20 protein-coding genes and 1 pseudogene are annotated in these 18538 nt (G+C 68.5%); 7 read left to right on the forward strand and 14 right to left on the reverse strand.

Annotated features, from left to right (window positions below):
* From A5655_RS29370 to A5655_RS13865, 5 genes and pseudogenes are all read right to left on the reverse strand, one after another.
* Positions 1 to 88: pseudogene (locus A5655_RS29370) on the reverse strand (hypothetical protein); the annotation flags it as partial.
* Between the two features lie 119 nt (positions 89 to 207).
* Positions 208 to 633 carry a molybdenum cofactor biosynthesis protein MoaE gene (locus A5655_RS13850; protein WP_067010933.1) on the reverse strand — a complete coding sequence of 142 codons (426 nt, stop codon included), beginning with the start codon at positions 631 to 633 and terminating at the stop codon, positions 208 to 210.
* Positions 630 to 1112: a molybdenum cofactor biosynthesis protein B gene (locus tag A5655_RS13855; RefSeq protein ID WP_067010935.1), complete on the reverse strand. Its 483-nt coding sequence runs from the start codon at positions 1110 to 1112 to the stop codon at positions 630 to 632. Before A5655_RS13855 ends, A5655_RS13850 begins: the two co-directional genes overlap by 4 nt.
* Complete coding sequence (gene moaC, locus A5655_RS13860) at positions 1112 to 1612, reverse strand: cyclic pyranopterin monophosphate synthase MoaC (RefSeq protein WP_067010936.1); 501 nt, start codon at positions 1610 to 1612, stop codon at positions 1112 to 1114. The genes A5655_RS13855 and moaC overlap by 1 nt, the downstream gene beginning before the upstream one ends.
* Before the next feature lie 3 nt (positions 1613 to 1615).
* A complete protein-coding gene (locus A5655_RS13865) occupies positions 1616 to 1816 on the reverse strand; it encodes a hypothetical protein (protein ID WP_173817347.1) in 201 nt (66 codons plus the stop codon).
* Positions 1817 to 1921: 105 nt separating this feature from the next.
* Between A5655_RS13865 and A5655_RS13870 the strand changes: the two genes are divergently transcribed.
* Positions 1922 to 4174: a helicase-associated domain-containing protein gene (locus A5655_RS13870; protein WP_067010942.1), complete on the forward strand. Its 2253-nt coding sequence runs from the start codon at positions 1922 to 1924 to the stop codon at positions 4172 to 4174.
* A gap of 8 nt (positions 4175 to 4182) precedes the next feature.
* A complete protein-coding gene (locus tag A5655_RS13875; RefSeq protein ID WP_067011271.1) occupies positions 4183 to 5832 on the forward strand; it encodes a DNA repair helicase XPB in 1650 nt (549 codons plus the stop codon).
* A gap of 5 nt (positions 5833 to 5837) precedes the next feature.
* On the opposite strand, the gene A5655_RS13880 is transcribed toward A5655_RS13875, so the two are convergent.
* Positions 5838 to 6983 (reverse strand): thiolase family protein, encoded by a 1146-nt coding sequence (locus A5655_RS13880; protein WP_067010944.1) that lies wholly within the window; start codon positions 6981 to 6983, stop codon positions 5838 to 5840.
* A gap of 13 nt (positions 6984 to 6996) precedes the next feature.
* The gene (locus A5655_RS13885) at positions 6997 to 7410 is read right to left on the reverse strand and encodes a Zn-ribbon domain-containing OB-fold protein (RefSeq protein WP_067010946.1); all 414 of its coding nucleotides are present in this window, start codon (positions 7408 to 7410) and stop codon (positions 6997 to 6999) included.
* 167 nt (positions 7411 to 7577) lie between these two features.
* On the opposite strand from A5655_RS13885, the gene A5655_RS13890 reads away from it, so the two are divergent.
* Entirely contained in the window at positions 7578 to 7871 is a 294-nt protein-coding gene (locus A5655_RS13890; RefSeq protein WP_067010948.1) for a putative quinol monooxygenase, read from the forward strand.
* On the opposite strand, the gene A5655_RS13895 is transcribed toward A5655_RS13890, so the two are convergent.
* Entirely contained in the window at positions 7868 to 8857 is a 990-nt protein-coding gene (locus A5655_RS13895; RefSeq protein ID WP_067010950.1) for an LLM class F420-dependent oxidoreductase, read from the reverse strand. The two genes, A5655_RS13890 and A5655_RS13895, sit on opposite strands and share 4 nt — an antisense overlap.
* An 82-nt stretch (positions 8858 to 8939) precedes the next feature.
* Between A5655_RS13895 and A5655_RS13900 the strand changes: the two genes are divergently transcribed.
* From A5655_RS13900 to A5655_RS13910, 3 genes are read left to right on the forward strand one after another with little or no spacing between them, the layout of a single operon-like run.
* A complete protein-coding gene (locus A5655_RS13900; protein WP_067010952.1) occupies positions 8940 to 9182 on the forward strand; it encodes a hypothetical protein in 243 nt (80 codons plus the stop codon).
* A gap of 40 nt (positions 9183 to 9222) precedes the next feature.
* Positions 9223 to 10431 carry an FAD-dependent monooxygenase gene (locus A5655_RS13905; RefSeq protein ID WP_067010954.1) on the forward strand — a complete coding sequence of 403 codons (1209 nt, stop codon included), beginning with the start codon at positions 9223 to 9225 and terminating at the stop codon, positions 10429 to 10431.
* Between the two features lie 20 nt (positions 10432 to 10451).
* Positions 10452 to 11309, forward strand: coding sequence for an LLM class F420-dependent oxidoreductase (locus A5655_RS13910; RefSeq protein ID WP_067010956.1), 858 nt, complete (start codon positions 10452 to 10454; stop codon positions 11307 to 11309).
* 13 nt (positions 11310 to 11322) lie between these two features.
* On the opposite strand, the gene A5655_RS13915 is transcribed toward A5655_RS13910, so the two are convergent.
* Both A5655_RS13915 and A5655_RS13920 read right to left on the reverse strand, forming a co-directional pair.
* Positions 11323 to 13467 (reverse strand): 3-hydroxyacyl-CoA dehydrogenase NAD-binding domain-containing protein, encoded by a 2145-nt coding sequence (locus tag A5655_RS13915; protein ID WP_067010958.1) that lies wholly within the window; start codon positions 13465 to 13467, stop codon positions 11323 to 11325.
* 4 nt (positions 13468 to 13471) lie between these two features.
* Positions 13472 to 14683: an acetyl-CoA C-acetyltransferase gene (locus tag A5655_RS13920; protein ID WP_067010960.1), complete on the reverse strand. Its 1212-nt coding sequence runs from the start codon at positions 14681 to 14683 to the stop codon at positions 13472 to 13474.
* Positions 14684 to 14859: 176 nt separating this feature from the next.
* Here A5655_RS13920 and A5655_RS13925 point away from each other — a divergent pair, with 176 nt between their 5' ends.
* Positions 14860 to 16032 carry a pyridoxal phosphate-dependent aminotransferase gene (locus A5655_RS13925; protein ID WP_067010962.1) on the forward strand — a complete coding sequence of 391 codons (1173 nt, stop codon included), beginning with the start codon at positions 14860 to 14862 and terminating at the stop codon, positions 16030 to 16032.
* On the opposite strand, the gene A5655_RS13930 is transcribed toward A5655_RS13925, so the two are convergent.
* The 4 genes from A5655_RS13930 to A5655_RS13945 are packed head-to-tail and all read right to left on the reverse strand — an operon-like array spanning position 16001 to position 18497.
* On the reverse strand, positions 16001 to 16453 hold the full coding sequence (locus A5655_RS13930; protein WP_067010964.1) for an SRPBCC family protein: 453 nt from the start codon (positions 16451 to 16453) through the stop codon (positions 16001 to 16003). The two genes, A5655_RS13925 and A5655_RS13930, sit on opposite strands and share 32 nt — an antisense overlap.
* Before the next feature lie 3 nt (positions 16454 to 16456).
* The gene (locus A5655_RS13935; protein WP_067010966.1) at positions 16457 to 16912 is read right to left on the reverse strand and encodes an SRPBCC family protein; all 456 of its coding nucleotides are present in this window, start codon (positions 16910 to 16912) and stop codon (positions 16457 to 16459) included.
* A 59-nt stretch (positions 16913 to 16971) separates the two neighbouring features.
* On the reverse strand, positions 16972 to 18051 hold the full coding sequence (locus tag A5655_RS13940) for a CaiB/BaiF CoA-transferase family protein (protein WP_067010968.1): 1080 nt from the start codon (positions 18049 to 18051) through the stop codon (positions 16972 to 16974).
* Positions 18052 to 18056: 5 nt separating this feature from the next.
* Positions 18057 to 18497 (reverse strand): SRPBCC family protein, encoded by a 441-nt coding sequence (locus A5655_RS13945; protein ID WP_067011272.1) that lies wholly within the window; start codon positions 18495 to 18497, stop codon positions 18057 to 18059.
* Positions 18498 to 18538 lie beyond the last annotated feature (41 nt).

Consider the following 18538-nt stretch of genomic DNA (forward strand, 5'->3'; position numbering starts at 1 on the left):
TCGCCACCGGCCCGGCAACCAGCGCCTTGGCCGCTTCCTCGACCATCGCGCACAGGTCCTCGCTGTTGCCGCCGGCCGAACCGCCGCACGCGTCGAGCGTCGGCTACACCCGGCAGCTGTGGGATGCGATCCGGGGTGCGGACATTCACGGGAACGACGCGCTGGATGCCCTGGCGCAGCCGCCTCAGGCGAGCTGACGGGCGGCCGCTAGGCCGAACCCACCCATTCCTCGGTTCCGTCGTCGAAGAACTGGTGCTTCCACACCGGTAACCGCGCCTTGATGGTGTCCACCAGCTGGGCGCAGGTGTCGAAGGCCGCCTGCCGATGGTCGGCGGCCACCGCGGCCACCAGCGCCGCCTCCCCGATGTGCAACGCGCCGACGCGGTGGCTGGCCGCGATCGCGCGCACCCCGCTTGACGACTCGGCGACCTCGCCGACGACTTGGGCCAGGACCTGCTCGGCCGAGGGGTGCGCGGAGTACTCCAACCGCACCACCCGGCGGCCGCCGTCATGGTCGCGAATCATGCCGACGAATCCGACGACCGCTCCGGCCGACTGATGCCCCACCAGCTCTTCATGCTCCGCCAGAACGATCGGCGCTTCGGTCATGGCGGCGCGCAGCACGCGGGTCATCCCTGGTGATCCCCGCCGGCGAGTTGGTCGAGCGCGTGATCGAGCACGTCGGCCAGCACGCCGAGCCCGTCGCGCACGCCACCGGGTGATCCCGGCAGATTCACGATCAGCGTGCGGCCCGCCACGCCGCATACGCCGCGCGACAGCACCGACGTCGGCACCTTCGGCAGCCCGGAGCGGCGGATGGCGTCGGCCAGCCCGGGGATCATGTAGTCCAGCACGGCCACGGTCTGGTCCGGGGTGCCGTCGCTGGGCGAGATGCCGGTGCCTCCCGATGTGATGATCAGGTCGACGTCGGCGTCGAGGGCCCCACGCAGCGCCTGGCCGACCGGCTCCCCGTCGGCCACCACCTCGGGCTGCACGGGTGAAAACCCATGCTGTTCAAGCCATTCCGCAATGATCGGCCCGCATCGGTCGTCGTACACGCCCGACGACGCGCGGGTCGACGCGATGATTACTCGTGCGGATCGCGCGCTCATCACCGCTCCCAGTTTCCGGTTTTGCCGCCCTGCTTTCGCAGCACCCGAATGTCATCGAGACGGGCGGCGGGGTCTACAGCTTTGATCATGTCGTACAGCGTGAGCCCGGCCACGCTGACGGCGGTCAGCGCCTCCATCTCCACGCCGGTGCGGTCCGTGCTGCGCACGGTCGCGGTGATTTCGATGTCCGAATCGCCGACGGCGAAATCGACGTCGACCCCGGTGAGCGCGAGCTGATGACAGAGCGGGATCAGGTCGCTGGTGCGCTTTGCCGCCAGGATGCCGGCAACCCGCGCGGTGGCCAACGCGTCCCCCTTGGGCAGGCCACCGGTCGAGACGAGCGACACCACCTCCGGCGAGGTGCGCAAGACGCCCGCCGCGACGGCAGTGCGCCGAGTGGCGCCCTTTTCCGTGACGTCGACCATGTGCGCCGCACCCCGCTCGTCCAGGTGCGAGAGCGTGCCTGCCGAGGCCTTCGCGGCCTCTGGGGCCTTAGCCATCGGTTACCGGTTGACGACCGTGACCGGGTGAACGTAGGGCAGGTCGGTCGCGGGCAACGGGAAGACCAGCTCACCGAAGGGCGACAACGCACCCGTCCGGTCGCTCACCAGTTCGCTCACGGCGTGGTCGTCCGGGTCCGTCGTCGGCCAGCCGTTGTCGACGTAGTTGGTCTTGCGCGCCTTGCCTTCAGCAGAGTCAGCCACGGGGTCCATTCTGACAGGTCGCGCCCGCGCCCGTAGCGCAAGGCCATGCTGACCGTGGGCTTTGCGCGCGAGCCGGTCGGGACGACTGCTTTACGCTGGTCAGCAATGACCGACAACACCCCGGACATCCCGCTGGGGTCCTGGCTGGCCGACTTGCCCGACGAGCGGCTGATCCGGCTGCTGGAACTCCGGCCAGACCTCGCCCAGCCCCCGCCTGGCAGCATCGCGGCGCTGGCCGCGCGCGCCCAGGCGCGCCAGTCGGTCAAGGCCGCCACCGACGACCTGGACTTCCTCCGGCTGGCGGTGCTCGACGCGCTACTGGTGCTGCAGGCCGACTCCGCCCCGGTGCAAATCGCGAAGCTGCTCGCGCTCATCGCGGACCGGGCCCCGGAAGCCGACGTGCTCGGCGCGCTGGACGACCTCCGGCAGCGTGCGCTGGTCTGGGGCGATGCCGCGGTACGGGTGGCCGCCGACGCCGGCATGGCTTTGCCGTGGCAGCCGGGCCAAGTCACGCTCGAGGACAGCTCCCGCACGGGCGCGGAGATCGCCGGCCTCATCGACGACCTGGACCAGGCTCAGCTCGACGTGCTGTACAAGCTGCTCGAGGGTTCGCCGATGGGCCGCACCCGCGACGCCGCCCCCGGCGCCCCGACGGATCGGCCGGTGCCGCAACTGCTGGCGCTGGGCCTACTGCGCCGCATCGATGCCGAGACCGTGATCTTGCCCCGGCACGTCGGGCAGGTCCTGCGCGGCGAGGACCCCGGTCCCATGCAGCTGACGGCCCCCAATCCGGTGGTGTCGGCCACCACCGCCGACGACGTGGATGCGGTGGCGGCGGGAGCCGTCATCGACCTGCTCCGCGAGTTCGACGTGCTGCTCCAAACCCTCGGCGCCGCACCGGTTTCCGAGCTGCGCAGCGGCGGGCTGGGGATTCGCGACCTCAAGCGGTTGGCCAAGACGACCGGCGTCGAGGAGCCGCGGCTGGGCCTGGTCCTCGAGCTCGCCGCCGCGGCCGGATTGATCGCCAGCGGCATGCCCGACCCGGAACCCGCCGAGGGCGACGGGCCGTATTGGGCGCCGACGGCGGCAATCGAGCGGTTCGCCGCGATGACCGCCGCCGAGCGTTGGCACCTACTGGCCAGCACCTGGCTCGACCTGCCGGGCCGGCCGGCGTTGATCGGCACCCGCGGCCCGGACGCCAAACCCTATGGCGCCCTGACGGATTCGCTGTACTCGACGGCCGCACCGCTGGATCGCCGACTGCTGTTGGGCATGCTGTCCGGGCTGCCGCCCGGGGCCGGTGTCGACGCCGTCACCGCCTCGGCGGCGCTGATCTGGCGCCGTCCGCGCTGGGCCAGGCGCCTGCAGCCGCAACCCGTTTCCGATCTGCTGGCCGAATGCCAAGCGCTGGGTCTGATCGGTCGCGGGGCGATCAGCACGCCCGGGCGGGCGCTGCTCGACGACGCCGGCGATCCGGAGACCGCCGTGCAGGCGATGGCGCGGTCGATGCCCGCACCGATCGACCACTTCCTGCTGCAGGCCGACCTGACCGTCGTGGTGCCCGGCCCACTGCAACGCGACCTCGCCGAGGATCTGGCCACCGTCGCCACCGTCGAATCGGCCGGCACCGCGATGGTGTATCGCATCAGCGAGCGGTCGATCCGGCACGCCCTCGACATTGGCAAGACCCGCGACTGGATGCACGAGTTTTTCAAAAAGCACTCCAAAACACCGGTGCCGCAAGGGCTTACGTACCTCGTCGATGACGTCGCCCGTCGGCACGGCCAGCTCCGAATCGGCATGGCCGCGTCGTTCGTGCGGTGCGAGGACCCGGCGCTGCTGGCCCAGGCGGTGGCGGCCGCGGAGGACCTGCAGCTGCGCGCCCTGGCGCCGACCGTGGCGGTGTCCCCCGCCCCGATCGCGGAGGTGCTCCTCAGGTTGCGCCACGCGGGCTTCGCCCCGGCCGCCGAGGACTCCTCGGGTTCGATCGTCGATGTCCGGCCTCGCGGGGCCCGGGTGCCCACCCCGCCACAGCGCCGCCCCTACCGGCCCTCGCCGCGCCCCAGCGGCGAGACGCTGAACGCCGTCGTCTCGGTGCTGCGCAAGGTGACCGCCGCGCCGTTCGGGAATATCCGCGTCGACCCGGCGGTCACCATGTCGATGTTGCAACGCGCGGCCAAGGACCAGGACACGCTGGTGATCGGCTACCTCGACGCCGCCGGCGTGGCGACCCAGCGGGTCGTGTCGCCGATCTCCATACGGGGCGGGCAGCTGGTGGCCTTCGATTCGGCGTCCGGGCGGCTGCGTGACTTCGCCATCCACCGCATCACGTCGGTGGTGTCGGCGGAGTCAGGATAATGGACAAAATGACCGATGGGCCCTTGATCGTGCAGTCCGACAAGACGGTGCTGCTCGAAGTGGATCACGAGCTGGCCGGCGCCGCGCGCGCCGCCATCGCGCCGTTCGCCGAGCTGGAACGCGCACCCGAGCACGTGCACACCTACCGCATCACGCCGCTGGCGCTGTGGAACGCCCGCGCCGCCGGCCACGACGCCGAACAGGTCGTCGACGCGCTGGTCAGCTTCTCCCGCTACGCGGTCCCCCAGCCGCTGCTGGTCGACATCGTCGACACCATGGCCCGCTACGGCCGGCTGCAGCTCGTCAAGCACCCGGCGCACGGCCTGACCCTGGTGAGCTTCGACCGGGCGGTGCTCGAGGAGGTGCTGCGCAACAAGAAGATCGCGCCGATGCTGGGCGCGCGGATCGACGAGGACACCATCGTCGTGCACCCCAGCGAGCGGGGGCGGGTCAAGCAGATGCTCCTCAAGATCGGCTGGCCCGCAGAGGATCTCGCCGGCTACGTCGACGGCGAGGCGCACCGGATCGACCTCGAGCAGGACGGCTGGCACCTGCGCGACTACCAGCAGCTGGCCGCCGACTCCTTCTGGTCGGGCGGTTCCGGGGTGGTGGTGCTGCCCTGCGGCGCCGGCAAGACGCTCGTGGGCGCCGCCGCGATGGCCAAAGCCGGTGCGACGACGCTGATTCTGGTCACCAACATCGTCGCCGCCCGCCAGTGGAAACGCGAGCTGGTCGCGCGCACCTCGCTGACCGAGGACGAGATCGGCGAATACTCCGGTGAGCGCAAGGAGATTCGTCCGGTCACCATCTCGACCTACCAGATGATCACCCGCCGCACCAAGGGCGAATACCGGCACCTGGAACTCTTCGACAGCCGCGACTGGGGGCTCATCATCTACGACGAGGTGCACCTGCTGCCGGCGCCCGTGTTCCGGATGACCGCCGACCTGCAGTCCAAACGGCGACTCGGCCTGACCGCCACGCTGATTCGCGAAGACGGCCGCGAGGGCGACGTGTTTTCCCTGATCGGCCCCAAGCGGTACGACGCGCCGTGGAAAGACATCGAGGCGCAGGGCTGGATCGCGCCGGCGGAGTGCGTCGAGGTGCGGGTCACCATGACCGACAACGAGCGGATGACGTACGCCACCGCCGAACCCGAAGAGCGATACCGGCTCTGCTCGACGGTTCACACCAAAATCGCCGTGGTCAAGTCGATTCTGGAAAAACACCCCGGCGAGCAGACGCTGGTGATCGGCGCCTACCTGGATCAGCTCGACGAGCTCGGCGCCGAGCTCGACGCCCCGGTGATCCAGGGCTCGACCCGAACCAAGGAGCGGGAGGCGCTGTTTGACGCCTTCCGCCGCGGCGAGGTGTCGACGCTGGTGGTGTCGAAGGTGGCCAATTTCTCCATCGATTTGCCGGAAGCGTCCGTGGCCGTGCAGGTCTCGGGAACGTTCGGCTCGCGCCAGGAAGAGGCCCAACGGCTGGGCCGGCTGCTGCGGCCCAAGTCCGACGGCGGCGGCGCCATGTTCTACTCGGTGGTGGCCCGCGACAGCCTGGACGCCGATTACGCCGCGCACCGCCAGCGCTTCCTCGCCGAGCAGGGCTACGGCTACATCATCCGCGACGCGGACGACCTACTGGGCCCGGCGATTTAGGGGTACTAGAGCGACAGGATGGTCGCCGACGCGGTGCCCGGGGCGCCGTACACCTGGGCCAGTCCGACGCGCGGGTTGCCGGGCACCTGACGCTCGCCGGCTTCGCCGCGCAGCTGACGCACCAGTTCGTGCATCTGACGCAGGCCCGACGCGCCGATCGGCTCGCCGTTGGCGATCAGCCCGCCATCGGTGTTGACCGGCATCGAGCCGTGAATCTCGGTGGCGCCGTCGGCCAGCAGCTTCTCCTGCTCACCGTCGGCGCACAGGCCGGTCTCGGCCATGTGGATGACCTCGTTGCCGGCGTCGGTGTCCTGCAGTTGGGCCACGTCGACGTCCTCGGGCCCGATGCCGGCGGCCTCGTAGGCCGCCTTGGACGCGTACACCGTCGGGGAGACATCCTCGTCCAGCGGGGCGAAGGTGGCATGCACCTCGTAGGCGCCGTAGCGGCGGGTGCGGATCTCGCAGGCCCGCACGTACACGGGCTTGTCGGTGTACTTGTGCGCCATGTCGGCCCGGCACATGACCACCGCCGCGGCGCCCTCGTCGGGCGCGCAGAACATGTACTGCGTCAGCGGGTAGTTGAGCACCGGCGAGTTGAGGATCTCCTCCTCGGGAATCGGCTTGCGGCGGAACGCATTCGGGTTGAGCGCGCCGTTGCGGAAGTTCTTGGCCGCGACCTTGGCCAGCGTGGCCTGGGAGATGTTGTGGTCGTGGATGTACTTGTTGGCCTTCATGCCGAAGAACTTGGTGGTGACGAACTGCCCGTTCTGCGCGTACCACTGGGGCAGCGCGAGCTTGGCGGGGTCGTCGGTGAACGCGCCGCGTGGGTGCTTGTCCAAGCCGATGGCGATGCCGATGTCGTACTTGCCCAGCCGGATGGTGTCGGCGGTCTGCTGGATGGCGCTGGCGGCGGTGGCGCAGGCGTTGAACACGTTGGTGAACGTGATGCCGGTCAGCCCGACCAGGCGGGTCACCGCGTCGGGGTTGGACACCTCGTGGCTGCCGCCGAAGCCGAACTGGATGTCCTTCCACTCCACGCGGGCATCGGCCAGCGCGGACTGGATGGCCTCGGCCCCCATCTGCATCGCGGTCTTGTCGAACCTGCCGAACGGATGCAGACCCACGCCGATGATGGCGACGTCGTTAGTCATCTCGGGCTCCCTTCTAAACCGGTCGGAAAGCGAATGTCATGACCTCGGCGCCCTCGCCATCGGTGGTCAACGGGACCATGGTGAGCTCGACCTCCTGGCCGAATTGCAGCTTGGCGGGATCGTTTTCGGTCAGTCGCGCCTCGACCCGGATGATGTCGTCCAACTGCACCAGGCCGACGCCGAAGGGCACGAAATCGTCGCCGGTCGGCCCGGCGTAGGGGGCTCCGGGCGGGAAGCCCTGGGTGGTCCACGCCACCAGCGTCCCGCGGCGGGGCAACAACAACTCGGTCATCTCGCCGACGCTGCAGCGCGGACACCACTGCTGGACCGGGAACGTCGTGGCGCCGCAGGCGCCACAGCGACTCCCGATGAGCTGCGGGTTCTCGTCGGGCCAGGTGGAAATTTCGGGGGCCAGCGCCTTCTGCATTAAGGGATCCTCCAGCGTCCGAACAGAACAATGCTCACTGAACCGTATAACAGCTTTCCGAAAAGTGGAAACCGCATTCTCATTGTCGCCTATCCCCGTCGCGGTCGGCGACTCACCCCGAGTTATGGTGTCCAAGCCCCAAGCGGATTCGATGCGAGGAGACGACCATGCCAGTCACCGTGCTACTCGAACTCAGGCTGAGGCCCGACGCGGTGGCCGCGGCGCGCGATCTCATGCGCCGAACCCTTCAAGACACCCGGGCATTCGACGGGAACCTGCGGACCGACGTGCTCGTCGACGAGAACGACGAAGCGCACTGGATCATCTACGAACTCTGGGACACCGTCGAGCACGACGAGGCCTACCGCGCATTCCGCGCGGGCCCGGGAAAAGTTACCGAGCTTCCTCCCCTGCTGGCCGCGCCTCCGGTCAAGACGCGATACGCCACCACCGACGTCTAGCTAAGCGCGGGAATGACTTCCCGTTCGAACAGCTCGATGCCCGAACGGTCGTACGCGGCCTCCGGGAAATAGCAGATCGCGTACTCGCAGCCCAGCTCGCGGATCTTGGTGAGTCGCTCGATCGCCTGTTCCGCGGTACCTACGGCCGAATCCGGTCCGGTGGTGCCGGCGATCATCGCATCGGCCGCCGCCTCGGGCACGCATCCGACCAGCCGGTCGCGCACCCGTTGCAGCCGATCCTTGACGTCGGCGTCCGACGTTCCGACGATCGCGTTGACATTGACCGAACGCACGATCGAGCCGAAGTCGGTGCCCACCTCACGACAATGCTCCGCCAGCACCTCCGACTTGTGGGCGAACGCCTCTAGCTCCGGCGTGAAGTTGGTGTACTGCGCGTATTTCGCGGCGATGCGCAGCGTCACCTTCTCCCCGCCGCCGGCGATCCACAGCGGTATGCCGTTGTCCTGCAAAGGTTTCGGCGCGACGATCGCGCCGTCCACCTGGTAGTGCTCGCCGGCGAAGCTGACTTTGCCGTCGCGCCACGCGTCGCGCATGATCTGGACGCCCTCGTCCAGCCGGGCCAACCGCACCTTGGCCGACGGGAACCCGTAACCGTAAGCGCGCCATTCGTGTTCGTACCAGCCGCCGCCGATTCCCATCTGAATGCGGCCGCCGGAGATGATGTCGGCGGTCGCGGCCACCTTGGCCAGGTACACCGGATTGCGGTAGCTCATCGCCGTGCACATCTGGCCGAGCTTGATCCGCGACGTCGTCGCCGCGTAGGCCGCCATCAGCGACCAGGCTTCGTGGGTGGCCTCGCCCGTCGGCATCGGGACCGTGTGGAAGTGGTCGTAGACCCACAGCGAGTCCCATGGGCCGTCGTCGGCGTGGGCGGCCAAGTCGCGCATCACCGCCCAGTGTTTCTCGGGCTCGATGCCGACGAGATCCATCCGCCAGCCCTGGGGAATGAAGAGACCGAAGCGCATAGCAAGGGACTTTAGCCAGGCTCACAGCGGATCAATAGCTTGGGCAAAGGGGCCGCTGACAACGAAGCCTTAAACAGAATCCATGACAAACCTCGGGCAGGAAATCCATCGATCTCGCCGCCGGACAATCCGCGCGGCGCAACTGTTCTTCGCCGGTGCCGCGGCCGTCGCGGCGCTGGCGCTGTTCAACGCCTCGCCGCCGTCTGACACCGCCGCCGGCCCCTCGGCCACCGCGCCCTTCGCCACCGACGACACCAACTTCGTCAACGACAACGGCCAGACCTCCGGCGACATCTTCCAGCAGAACGCCCAGGACCAAAACTAGCGCCGCTTCCGCCCCAGCACCGCGGTTAGGCTTACCCGCTATGCGGGTCCTGATCTCCGGCGCGAGCATCGCCGGGCCGGTGCTGGCGTACTGGCTTACCCGCCAGGGCTTCGACGTCACCGTGGTCGAACGCGCGTCGACGTTGCGGAAGACCGGCGGCCACGCCGTCGACCTGTTCCGCCCCGCGATGGAAATCTCGTCGAAGATGGGCGTCTTGCCCCGCATCGAGGCACTCGCCACCGGGACCGACCGCCTTACCATGTACCGGGAAGGCAGGCCGCGGCCCACCGAGGTCGACCTCACCAAGCTCGTCGGCATCGCGTCGGACCGGCACGTGGAGATCATGCGCGACGACCTCAGCGAGATCTACTACGACGCCGGCCGCGACGACGCCGAGTACATCTTCGGCGACTCGATCACGGCGATCGAGCCCGACGGCGAGGTGACCTTCGAGCGCTCGCCCGCCCGCAGCTTCGACGTCGTCGTCGGCGCCGACGGGCTGCACTCCAACGTCCGGCGCCTGGTTTTCGGCGACGAGGCCGGCCTCACCCGCTTCATCGGCGGCTACCTGGCGGTGGTATCGGCGCCCAAGACGCTGGCCGCCGAAGGCGAGATGCTCGGCCACATCGGCGTCGGTCGGCTCGTGGCCGTGTACACCGCGGATCATCTGGACGACGCCCGGGTGGTGTTCATGTTCCGCAGCAAAGAGGAGCTCGACTACGACTATCGGGATTCGTTGCGGCAGAAGGAATTACTGCGCGCCGCCTTCGCGGGCATGCACCCCCAGGTCGACGACTGGCTGGGCGAAATCGACCGGACCTCGACCTTCTACTTCGATGCGATCACCCAACTGCGGATGAACATCTGGTCGCGGCGACGGGTCACCCTGGTCGGCGACGCCGGGTATTGCCCCGGCCCCGCCGTCGGCGGCAGCACCAGCCTTGCCGTCCTGGGCGCCTACGTGCTGGCGGGGGAACTCGCCAAGGCCGACGGCGATCACCTGCGCGCGTTCGCGGCCTACGAGCTGCAGATGCGCGAGCCGGTGCACCTCAGCCGGACCTTCGCCCGGGGCGCCGCCAAGACCATCATCCCCGGCTCCCGAGCCGGTGTGTGGGCGTTGACCCGGGGGGTCCAGCTAATCTCCTTGATGCCCGGGTCGCTGTCCAGGGCGCTGGCGAAGCTGAACACCAAGGGTGTGCGCATGTACGACTCGATGCGGGTGCCCGACTACAGCGATGTCGAAGTTTGACACGAAGGGGATGACCGCCCGTGGACCTTGCCGGTGTGGGTATCTGGAGCAGCCAACTGCGCTACGGCGACGCGGCCGAAATCGCCGATGCCGCGGCGGAATTGGATGAGCTTGGGTTCACGGCGCTGTGGATCCCGGACGTGGGTGGGCCGGTGTTCGACGCGGTGGGGCGGCTGCTCGCCGCGACCACGCGGACCGCGATCGCCACGGGGATCCTCAATCTCTGGATGCACTCGGCCGGCGACGTCGCCGAGTCGTATGCCGCGCTGACCGCCGAGCACGGCGACCGCTTCCTGGTGGGGATCGGCGTCAGCCACGCGCCACTGATCGACGCCGGCCAGCCCGGGCGGTATCGCAAGCCGCTGGCGGCGACAGCGTCGTTCCTGGACGGGCTGGACGCCGCACCGCGGCCGGTGCCCTCCGAAGCCCGCGTCCTCGCCGCGCTCGGTCCGAAGATGCTCGAACTGTCGGCGACGCGCGCCCGCGGGGCCCACCCCTACCTCGTCACCCCCGAGCACACCGCCTCTGCCCGTGCGACTTTGGGCGAGGGCCCGTTGCTGCTGCCGGAGCAGACCGTGATCCTGTGCGACAGCGCCGACGAGGCGCGCCGCATCGGAACCGACTGGCTGCGCGCGTATTTGGCGCTGCCCAACTACGCGAACAACCTGCTGCGCAGCGGGTTCTCCGAAGACGACCTGGCACAGGTCAGCGATCGGCTCCTCAACGCGATCATCGCGTGGGGCGACGAAGGCGCCGTCATGGCCAGGGTCGCCGAGCATCGAGCGGCCGGCGCCGACCACGTCTGCGTGCAGGTGCTGACGGCCGACCCGACGGAATTCCCGCGCGAGCAGTGGCGCCGAATCGCCGCGGCCCTCTGAGCGCTCGGCAGAACTAGGTCAGCGAGTCCGGCGGCAGGAAGCGGTCGCCGTACTTGGCGGCCAGCTCGCGGGCCCGGGCCACGAAGGCGGCCTTGCCCGTCCCGCCGGCACCTTGGTAACCGACGATGAACTGCGCGCTACCACCGGTCCACGGCGGGAACCCGATGCCCATGATCGAGCCGATGTTGGCGTCGGCCGTCGAGGTCAAAACGCCCTCGTCGAGGCACTTTTGGGTTTCCAGCGCCTCGGCGAACAGCATCCGGTCGATCATGTCCTGCAGCGGCGGCTGCGACGAACCCGACTTGAACGTCTCCCGCAGGCCGGGCCACAGCCCGGTGCGCTTGCCGTCGACGTACTCGTAGAAGCCGGCGCCCTTCAACCGCGACGGGCGGCCGATCTCGATCATCTTCTCCACGACGGCCTCCGCCGGGTGCGGCTCGTACGTGCCGCCGGCGTCCTCGACGCCCTTGCGGGTGGCGGTGGCGATCTTGTGCATCAGCTCCAGGTTGAGCTCGTCGGACAGCTGCAGCGGCGGCGCCGGGTAGCCGGCCTGCGAACCGGCGTGCTCGATCGACGCCGGCTCGACACCCTCACCGAGCATCGCCAACGCCTCGTTGACGAACGTGCCGATGACGCGGCTGGTGAAGAACCCGCGGCTGTCGTTGACGACGATCGGGGTCTTGCCGATGGCGAGCGTGTAGTCGAACACGCGGGCCAGCGCCTCGTCGGATGTCTTCTCGCCCTTGATGATTTCGACCAGGGGCATCTTGTCGACCGGCGAGAAGAAGTGGATCCCGATGAAGTCCTCCTGCCGCTTCACGCCGGTCGCCAGACCGGTGATCGGCAAGGTGGAGGTGTTCGACCCGAGCAGCGCGTTGGGCTCGACGATGTCCTCGATCTCCTGGAAGACCTTGTGCTTGAGGTCCTGGTTCTCGAACACCGCCTCGATCACGAAGTCGACGCCCTTGAAGTCCGCGGGGTCTGCCGACGGCGTGATGCGGTCCAGCAGCGCCTTGCTCTTCTCCTCGGTGGTCTTGCCACGCTCGAGCGCCTTGGCCTCAAGCTTTTCCGAGTAGGCCTTGCCCTTCTCGGCGGCCTCGATGCTGACGTCCTTGAGCACCACGTCGTACCCGGCCTTGGCCGACACGTAGGCGATGCCGGCGCCCATCATGCCCGCGCCCAGCACTCCGATCTTGTTGATCTTGACCGGCTCGATGCCGTCCGGGCGCGAGCCGCCGCCATTGATGTGCTGCAGGTCGAAGAAGAACGCCTGGATCATGTTCTTGGCGACCTGGCCGGTGACCAGCTCGGTGAAGTAGCGGCTCTCGATGCGGGTGGCGGTGTCGAAGTCCACCTGGGTGCCCTCGACGGCCGCGGCCAGGATGGCCCGCGGCGCGGGCATCGGCGCGCCCTTGAGCTGCTTGCGCAGCAGCGACGGGAACGACGGCAGGATGGCCGCCAGCGCCGGTGATGACGGGGTACCGCCGGGAATCTTGTAGCCCTTGACGTCCCACGGCTGGGTGTGCGATTCGGGGTTGGCCTTGATCCACGCCTTCGCCGCCGGAACCAATTCGTCGACGCTCGAGACGATCTCGTCCACGAGGCCGTTGTCCTTGGCCGCGGCCGGCTTGAAGCGGGTGCCCTGGCTCAGCACGTTGAGGAAGCCGTTCTGGATGCCGAGCATCCGCGTCACCCGGGTGACGCCGCCGCCGCCGGGCAGCAGACCCAACGTGACCTCGGGCAGCCCGATCTGGACGCCCTTGACGTCGGCGACGATGCGGTGATGGCAGGCGAGCGCGATTTCCAGGCCGCCCCCCAGGGCCGCGCCGTTGATGGCGGCCACCACCGGCTTACCCAGGGTCTCCAGGGTGCGCAGGTCGCGCTTGATGTCCTCGACCTCGGCGAAGACCTCACCGGCGTTCTCCGGACCGGCGGTGATCATGCTCTTCAGGTCACCACCGGCGAAGAACGTCTTCTTGGCGCTGGTGATCACCACGCCGGTGACCGAATCCTGCTCGGCGACAAGGCGTTCGACGGCCTTGTGCATCGACTCCTTGTAATGCTCGTTCATCACATTGGCCGACCCGGTCGGGTCGTCCAGTGTCAGCGTGACGATGCCGTCGGCATCCTTGTCCCACTGGATCGTGTTCTCTGCCATGGTCTTAAACCCTCTCGATGATGGTGGCGACACCCATGCCGCCGCCGATGCACAGCGTGATCAGCGCGCGCCGGGCGCCGCGGCGCTCGAGCTCGTCGACCATGGTGCCCAGGATCATGGCGCCGGTGGCGCCCAGCGGGTGGCCCATCGCGATGGCGCCACCGTTGACGTTGAGCTTCTCGTCCGGAATGTTCAGGTCCTTCTGGAACTTCAGGACGACCGAGGCGAACGCCTCGTTGAGCTCGAACAGGTCGATGTCATCGACCGTCAGACCGGCCCGGTCCAGCGCCTTGCGGGTGGCCGGCGTCGGACCGGTGAGCATGATCGTCGGGTCGGCGCCGGTGGTGGCGGTGGCGACGATGCGGGCGCGCGGCGTCAGGCCCTGCGAGGTGCCGGCCTTCTCGTTGCCGATGAGCACCAGCGCCGAACCGTCCACGATGCCCGAGCTGTTGCCGCCCGTGTGGACGTGGTTGATCTTCTCGACCCAGTGATACTTCTGCAGCGCCACGTCGTCGAAGCCGGCCATCGCGGCCAGGCCCTCGAAGGCGGGCTTCAGCTTGGCGAGGCCCTCCATCGTGGTGCCGGGCCGCATGTGCTCGTCGTGATCGAGGATGAGCAGCCCGTTCTGGTCGCGGACCGGAACCACTGACTTGGCGAAGTAGCCGCCCGACCACGCCGCGGCCGCCAGCTCCTGTGAGCGCAGCGCGTAGGCGTCGACGTCCTCGCGGGAGAAGCCTTCGATGGTGGCGATCAGGTCCGCACCGATGCCCTGCGGGACGATGTAGGCGTCGTAGGAGGTGGCCGGGTCGGCCATCATCGCGCCGCCGTCGGAGCCCATCGGGACGCGGCTCATCGACTCCACACCGCCGGCGAGCACCAGGTCGTCCCAGCCGGAGCGGACCTTCTGCGCGGCGGTGTTGACGGCCTCCAGGCCCGAGGCGCAGAACCGGTTGAGCTGCACGCCGCCGACGGTGTCGGGCATGCCGGCCGCGATCACGGCGGTCCGGGCGATGTCGCCGCCCTGGTCACCCACGGGTGAAACGCATCCCAGGATGACGTCGCTGATCAGGTTCTCGTCCAGATCGGGGTGGCGCCTGCGCAGCTCCTCGATCAGGCCGACGACCAGGTTCAGCGGCTTGACCTCGTTCAACGAGCCGTTCTTCTGCTTGCCGCGGGGCGTGCGGATCGCCTCGTAGATGAAGGCTTCTTCGGACATGTCGGCTTCCTCTTCACAAATGGGGGTTCGGATCCGGATTACACCCTAAACCAACCTGTTGGTTGGGAGTAATGACGCTGGTCAGAGCGCCGAATGTGCCGCCAGCCGCACGCTCGGCGCCGAACGTGCGGCCAGCTTCACGCTCGCCGAATCAGCCGGCCTTAAGCTCGACGACCATGACGGTGTCGCGGCTGCGGCCTTTCGCGACGACGGTGTTCGCCGAGATGTCGGCGCTGGCCGCGCGGATCGGCGCGGTGAACCTGGGCCAGGGCTTCCCCGACGAGGACGGGCCGGCGGCATTGCTGAAGGCCGCCCAAGACGCCATCGCCGCGGGCGCCAACCAATATCCGCCCGGCATCGGCATCGCGCCGCTGCGCCAGGCCATCGCCGCCCACCGCCGGCGCCACTTCGGCATCGACTACGACCCCGACACCGAGGTCCTGGTGACGGTCGGGGCCACCGAGGCCATCGCCGCGGCGGTGATCGGGCTGGTCGAGCCGGGCTCGGAGGTGATCCTCATCGAACCCTTCTACGATTCCTACTCGCCGGTGGTGGCGATGGCCGGCGCGCACCGGGTGGCGGTGCCGCTGGTGCCCGACGGCCGTGGCTTCGCGCTGGACGCCGACGCCCTGCGGCGGGCGGTGACGCCGCGGACCCGCGCGCTGATCGTCAACTCGCCGCACAACCCCACCGGGACGGTGCTGAGCGCGGCGGATCTCACCGCCATCGCCGAGATCGCGGTGGCCGCCGACCTTTTGGTGATCACCGACGAGGTGTACGAGCACCTGGTGTATGGCGGCAACCGCCATGTCCCGCTGGCCGGCTTCGACGGCATGGCCGAGCGCACGGTCACCATCTCCAGCGCGGCCAAGATGTTCAACTGCACCGGATGGAAGATCGGGTGGGCCTGCGGCCCAGCGCAACTCATCGCCGGGGTGCGCGCGGCCAAGCAGTATCTGAGCTACGTCGGCGGCGCGCCGTTCCAGCCGGCGGTGGCTCTCGCGCTGGACACCGAGGACGCGTGGGTCGCGGATCTTCGCCGCTCCTTGCAGGCCAGGCGGGACCGGCTGTCCGCCGGGCTGACCGAGATCGGCTTTGCCGTGCACGACAGCGACGGCACCTACTTCCTGTGCGCCGACCCCCGCCCGCTCGGGTACGACGACAGCACCGCCTTTTGCGCGGCGCTCCCGGAGAAGGTCGGTGTGGCCGCGATCCCGATGTCGGCGTTCTGCGATCCGGCGGCGCCCCACGCGGACGTGTGGAATCACTTGGTGCGCTTCACGTTCTGCAAACGCGACGAGACCCTCGACGAGGCGATCAGGCGACTGGCGGCGCTGCGGGGCCCATAACCCGCTTGCGAAGTCCCTCCAGCGCGGCGTGCAGGATCTTCTTGCGGGCCCGGCTGATCACGAACTCGGGCAGCGGCGCCGACGGTTCGACCGTGATGCCGAATCGCACCCGCGTTTTGTCGTCGGCCTCGCGGGTCAGGTTGTATTCGCCGTGCTGGCCGTGTTGGTGGATGGTCTTTTTGGCGTCCCATACCATCCAGTCCTGCCCCCAGTGGTACTCCAGGAGCTGCGTGTCAAAAATGCCCATCACCCTGATCGTCATCTTGACGTGGCACGGCCGCCCGTCGGGATAGGTGTCGATGACTTCGGCCTTCTTGTGCACCGCGGACCACGACGGCACGTTGTCCATGTCGGCGAGCGCGTCCATGATCACTTCCGGGGGCGCGTCGATGACGATTTCCGACGATGCTTGGACGGCCACTGGCTAAGTCGCACCGCCCGATTCCCCGCCGCCCGTCAACAGCTCGCTGAGCCCCTTCACCGAGGCGTCGAGAACCTTTTCCGTGGCCCGCTTGACGACGAACGCCGGAATGGGCCCGGCCGGTTCGACGGTGATGTCGAAACGCACGCGCGTCTTGTCGAGGCCCTCGGGCTTGAGGTTGTACTCGATGTGCTGGCCATGCTGTTGGGCGGTCCGCTTGGCGTCGTAGACGACCCAGTCGGGGCCCCAGTGATATTCCAGGATCTCTTTGTCGACCAGCCCCAGAATCTTGATTTTGGTCTTGACGTGGTGTGGCAGGCCGTCGGGATAACGGTCGATCACCTCGACGTGTTTGTGCAGCGGCGACCACGATGAAAGGACGCCGACATCTGTCAGCGCCTCCATGACCACTTCCGGCGGCGCGTCTACGACAAATTCCCGTGATGCTTTTACGGCCACTAAAGAACAAGGTAACCCCAGCGCCCCACGCGCGGGTGGGGTTCGCCGTAAATCTCTGCTTACCAGCCGATTTCGCCGAGCGGCGTGGTCGTCGCGGGTGGCGGCCCGACCGGGCCGGCCGGGGTTCGGGAGAAGCGCGGCGCGGGAGCGGCCTGTTCGACGCCATGGGCGGTGATCACCGTCGACCGGGCGTTCAGATGGTCGTTGGTGGCGGCCTCGTTCCAGGTCAACACCGGGGTGACGCACGCATCGGTGCCCGCGAAGATTTCCGTCCATTCGTCGCGGGTCCGGCTGGCGAAGCGCTTCGCGAAGGTGTCGTACATCCGTTGATACGAGGCGATGTCGAGCTGGCCGGGCACCTCATCCGGCGACAGGCCGAGCCCGCTCAGCAGCGCCGCGAAGAATTGCGGCTCGATGGCGCCGACGGCGACGTACTTGCCGTCGGAGGTCTCGTAGCACCGGTAGAACGGGGCGCCGCCGTCGAGCAGGAACGATTCGCGCTCGTCGCGCAGCGAACCGGTGGACTTCATGGTCCACATCATCTGGGCGAGCAGGCTGACCCCGTCGACCATCGCGGCGTCGATGACCTGGCCCCTGCCCGACCGTTCCCGCTCGTAGAGCGCCACCGCGATGCCCAGGAGCACCAGCATCGAACCACCACCGAAGTCGGCGACCAGGTTCAGCGGCGGCATCGGCGGCCGGTCGGCGTACCCGAGCGCCGAAAGCGCACCGGTCTGCGACAGATAGTTGATGTCGTGGCCCGCCGTCTGGGCCACCGGCCCATGCTGTCCCCACCCCGTGATCCGCGCGAAGATCAGCCGCGGATTGACCGCCGCGCAGTCGTCGGGTCCGATGCCGAGTCGCTCGCAGGTGCCGGGCCGAAAGCAGTCGAGCAGCACGTCGGCCTTGGCGGCCAACTCGAGCAGCGCCGCGCGCTGCGACTTGACGTCGAGGTCGACGATCCGCTTGCCGCGGTGCAACAGGTCGCGGTCCTCCGGTGGCATCGTCAGGCCCCCGGGCCGTCGCACCCGAACCACGTCGGCGCCGAGGTCGGCGAGCATCATCCCGGCGTGCGGGCCCGGCCCGATGCCGCCGAGTTCGATCACCCGCACCCCGGCCAGGGGACCCGCGCTCGTCACCGCGACTAGCTTCCCTTCAGCTGAAGCACCCGCTCACGCAGGGCCTTGGTCGCGGAATCGATCGTCCCCTTGACGGCCCGTTTGAGCACGAAGCCGGGCAGCGGCACGTTGGGGTCGACGCTGATCTCCATCTTGACCAGGGTGGCGTCGCCCTGGGGAACCAAGGTGTACTTGCCGTCCTGCGATTTCTGCTGGCCCGAGCTGACCAGCGTCCAGCGCACGTCGTTGCCGCTCCACGTGTAGGCCACCACCTGTTCGTCGGTGATGCCCGCGGTCCTGACCTTCATCTTCACCTTGCTGGGCCGGCCGTCGTCCCCGGTCTCGAGGACCTCCGCGCTCTGGTGGGGGTCCGACCATTCGGGCATCGCTTCAAAGTCGGCGATGACGTCCAGAATCTCCTCGGGGCTGGCTTCGATGACGATGTCGCGGGATTCTTTGATGGCCATGGCCAGCATGCTATAGCCGAAACGGCATGTCAGGCGGAACG

Origin of the sequence: Mycobacterium sp. 1081908.1 (assembly GCF_001673535.1) — a bacterium.
Classification (GTDB): Bacteria; Actinomycetota; Actinomycetes; order Mycobacteriales; family Mycobacteriaceae; genus Mycobacterium.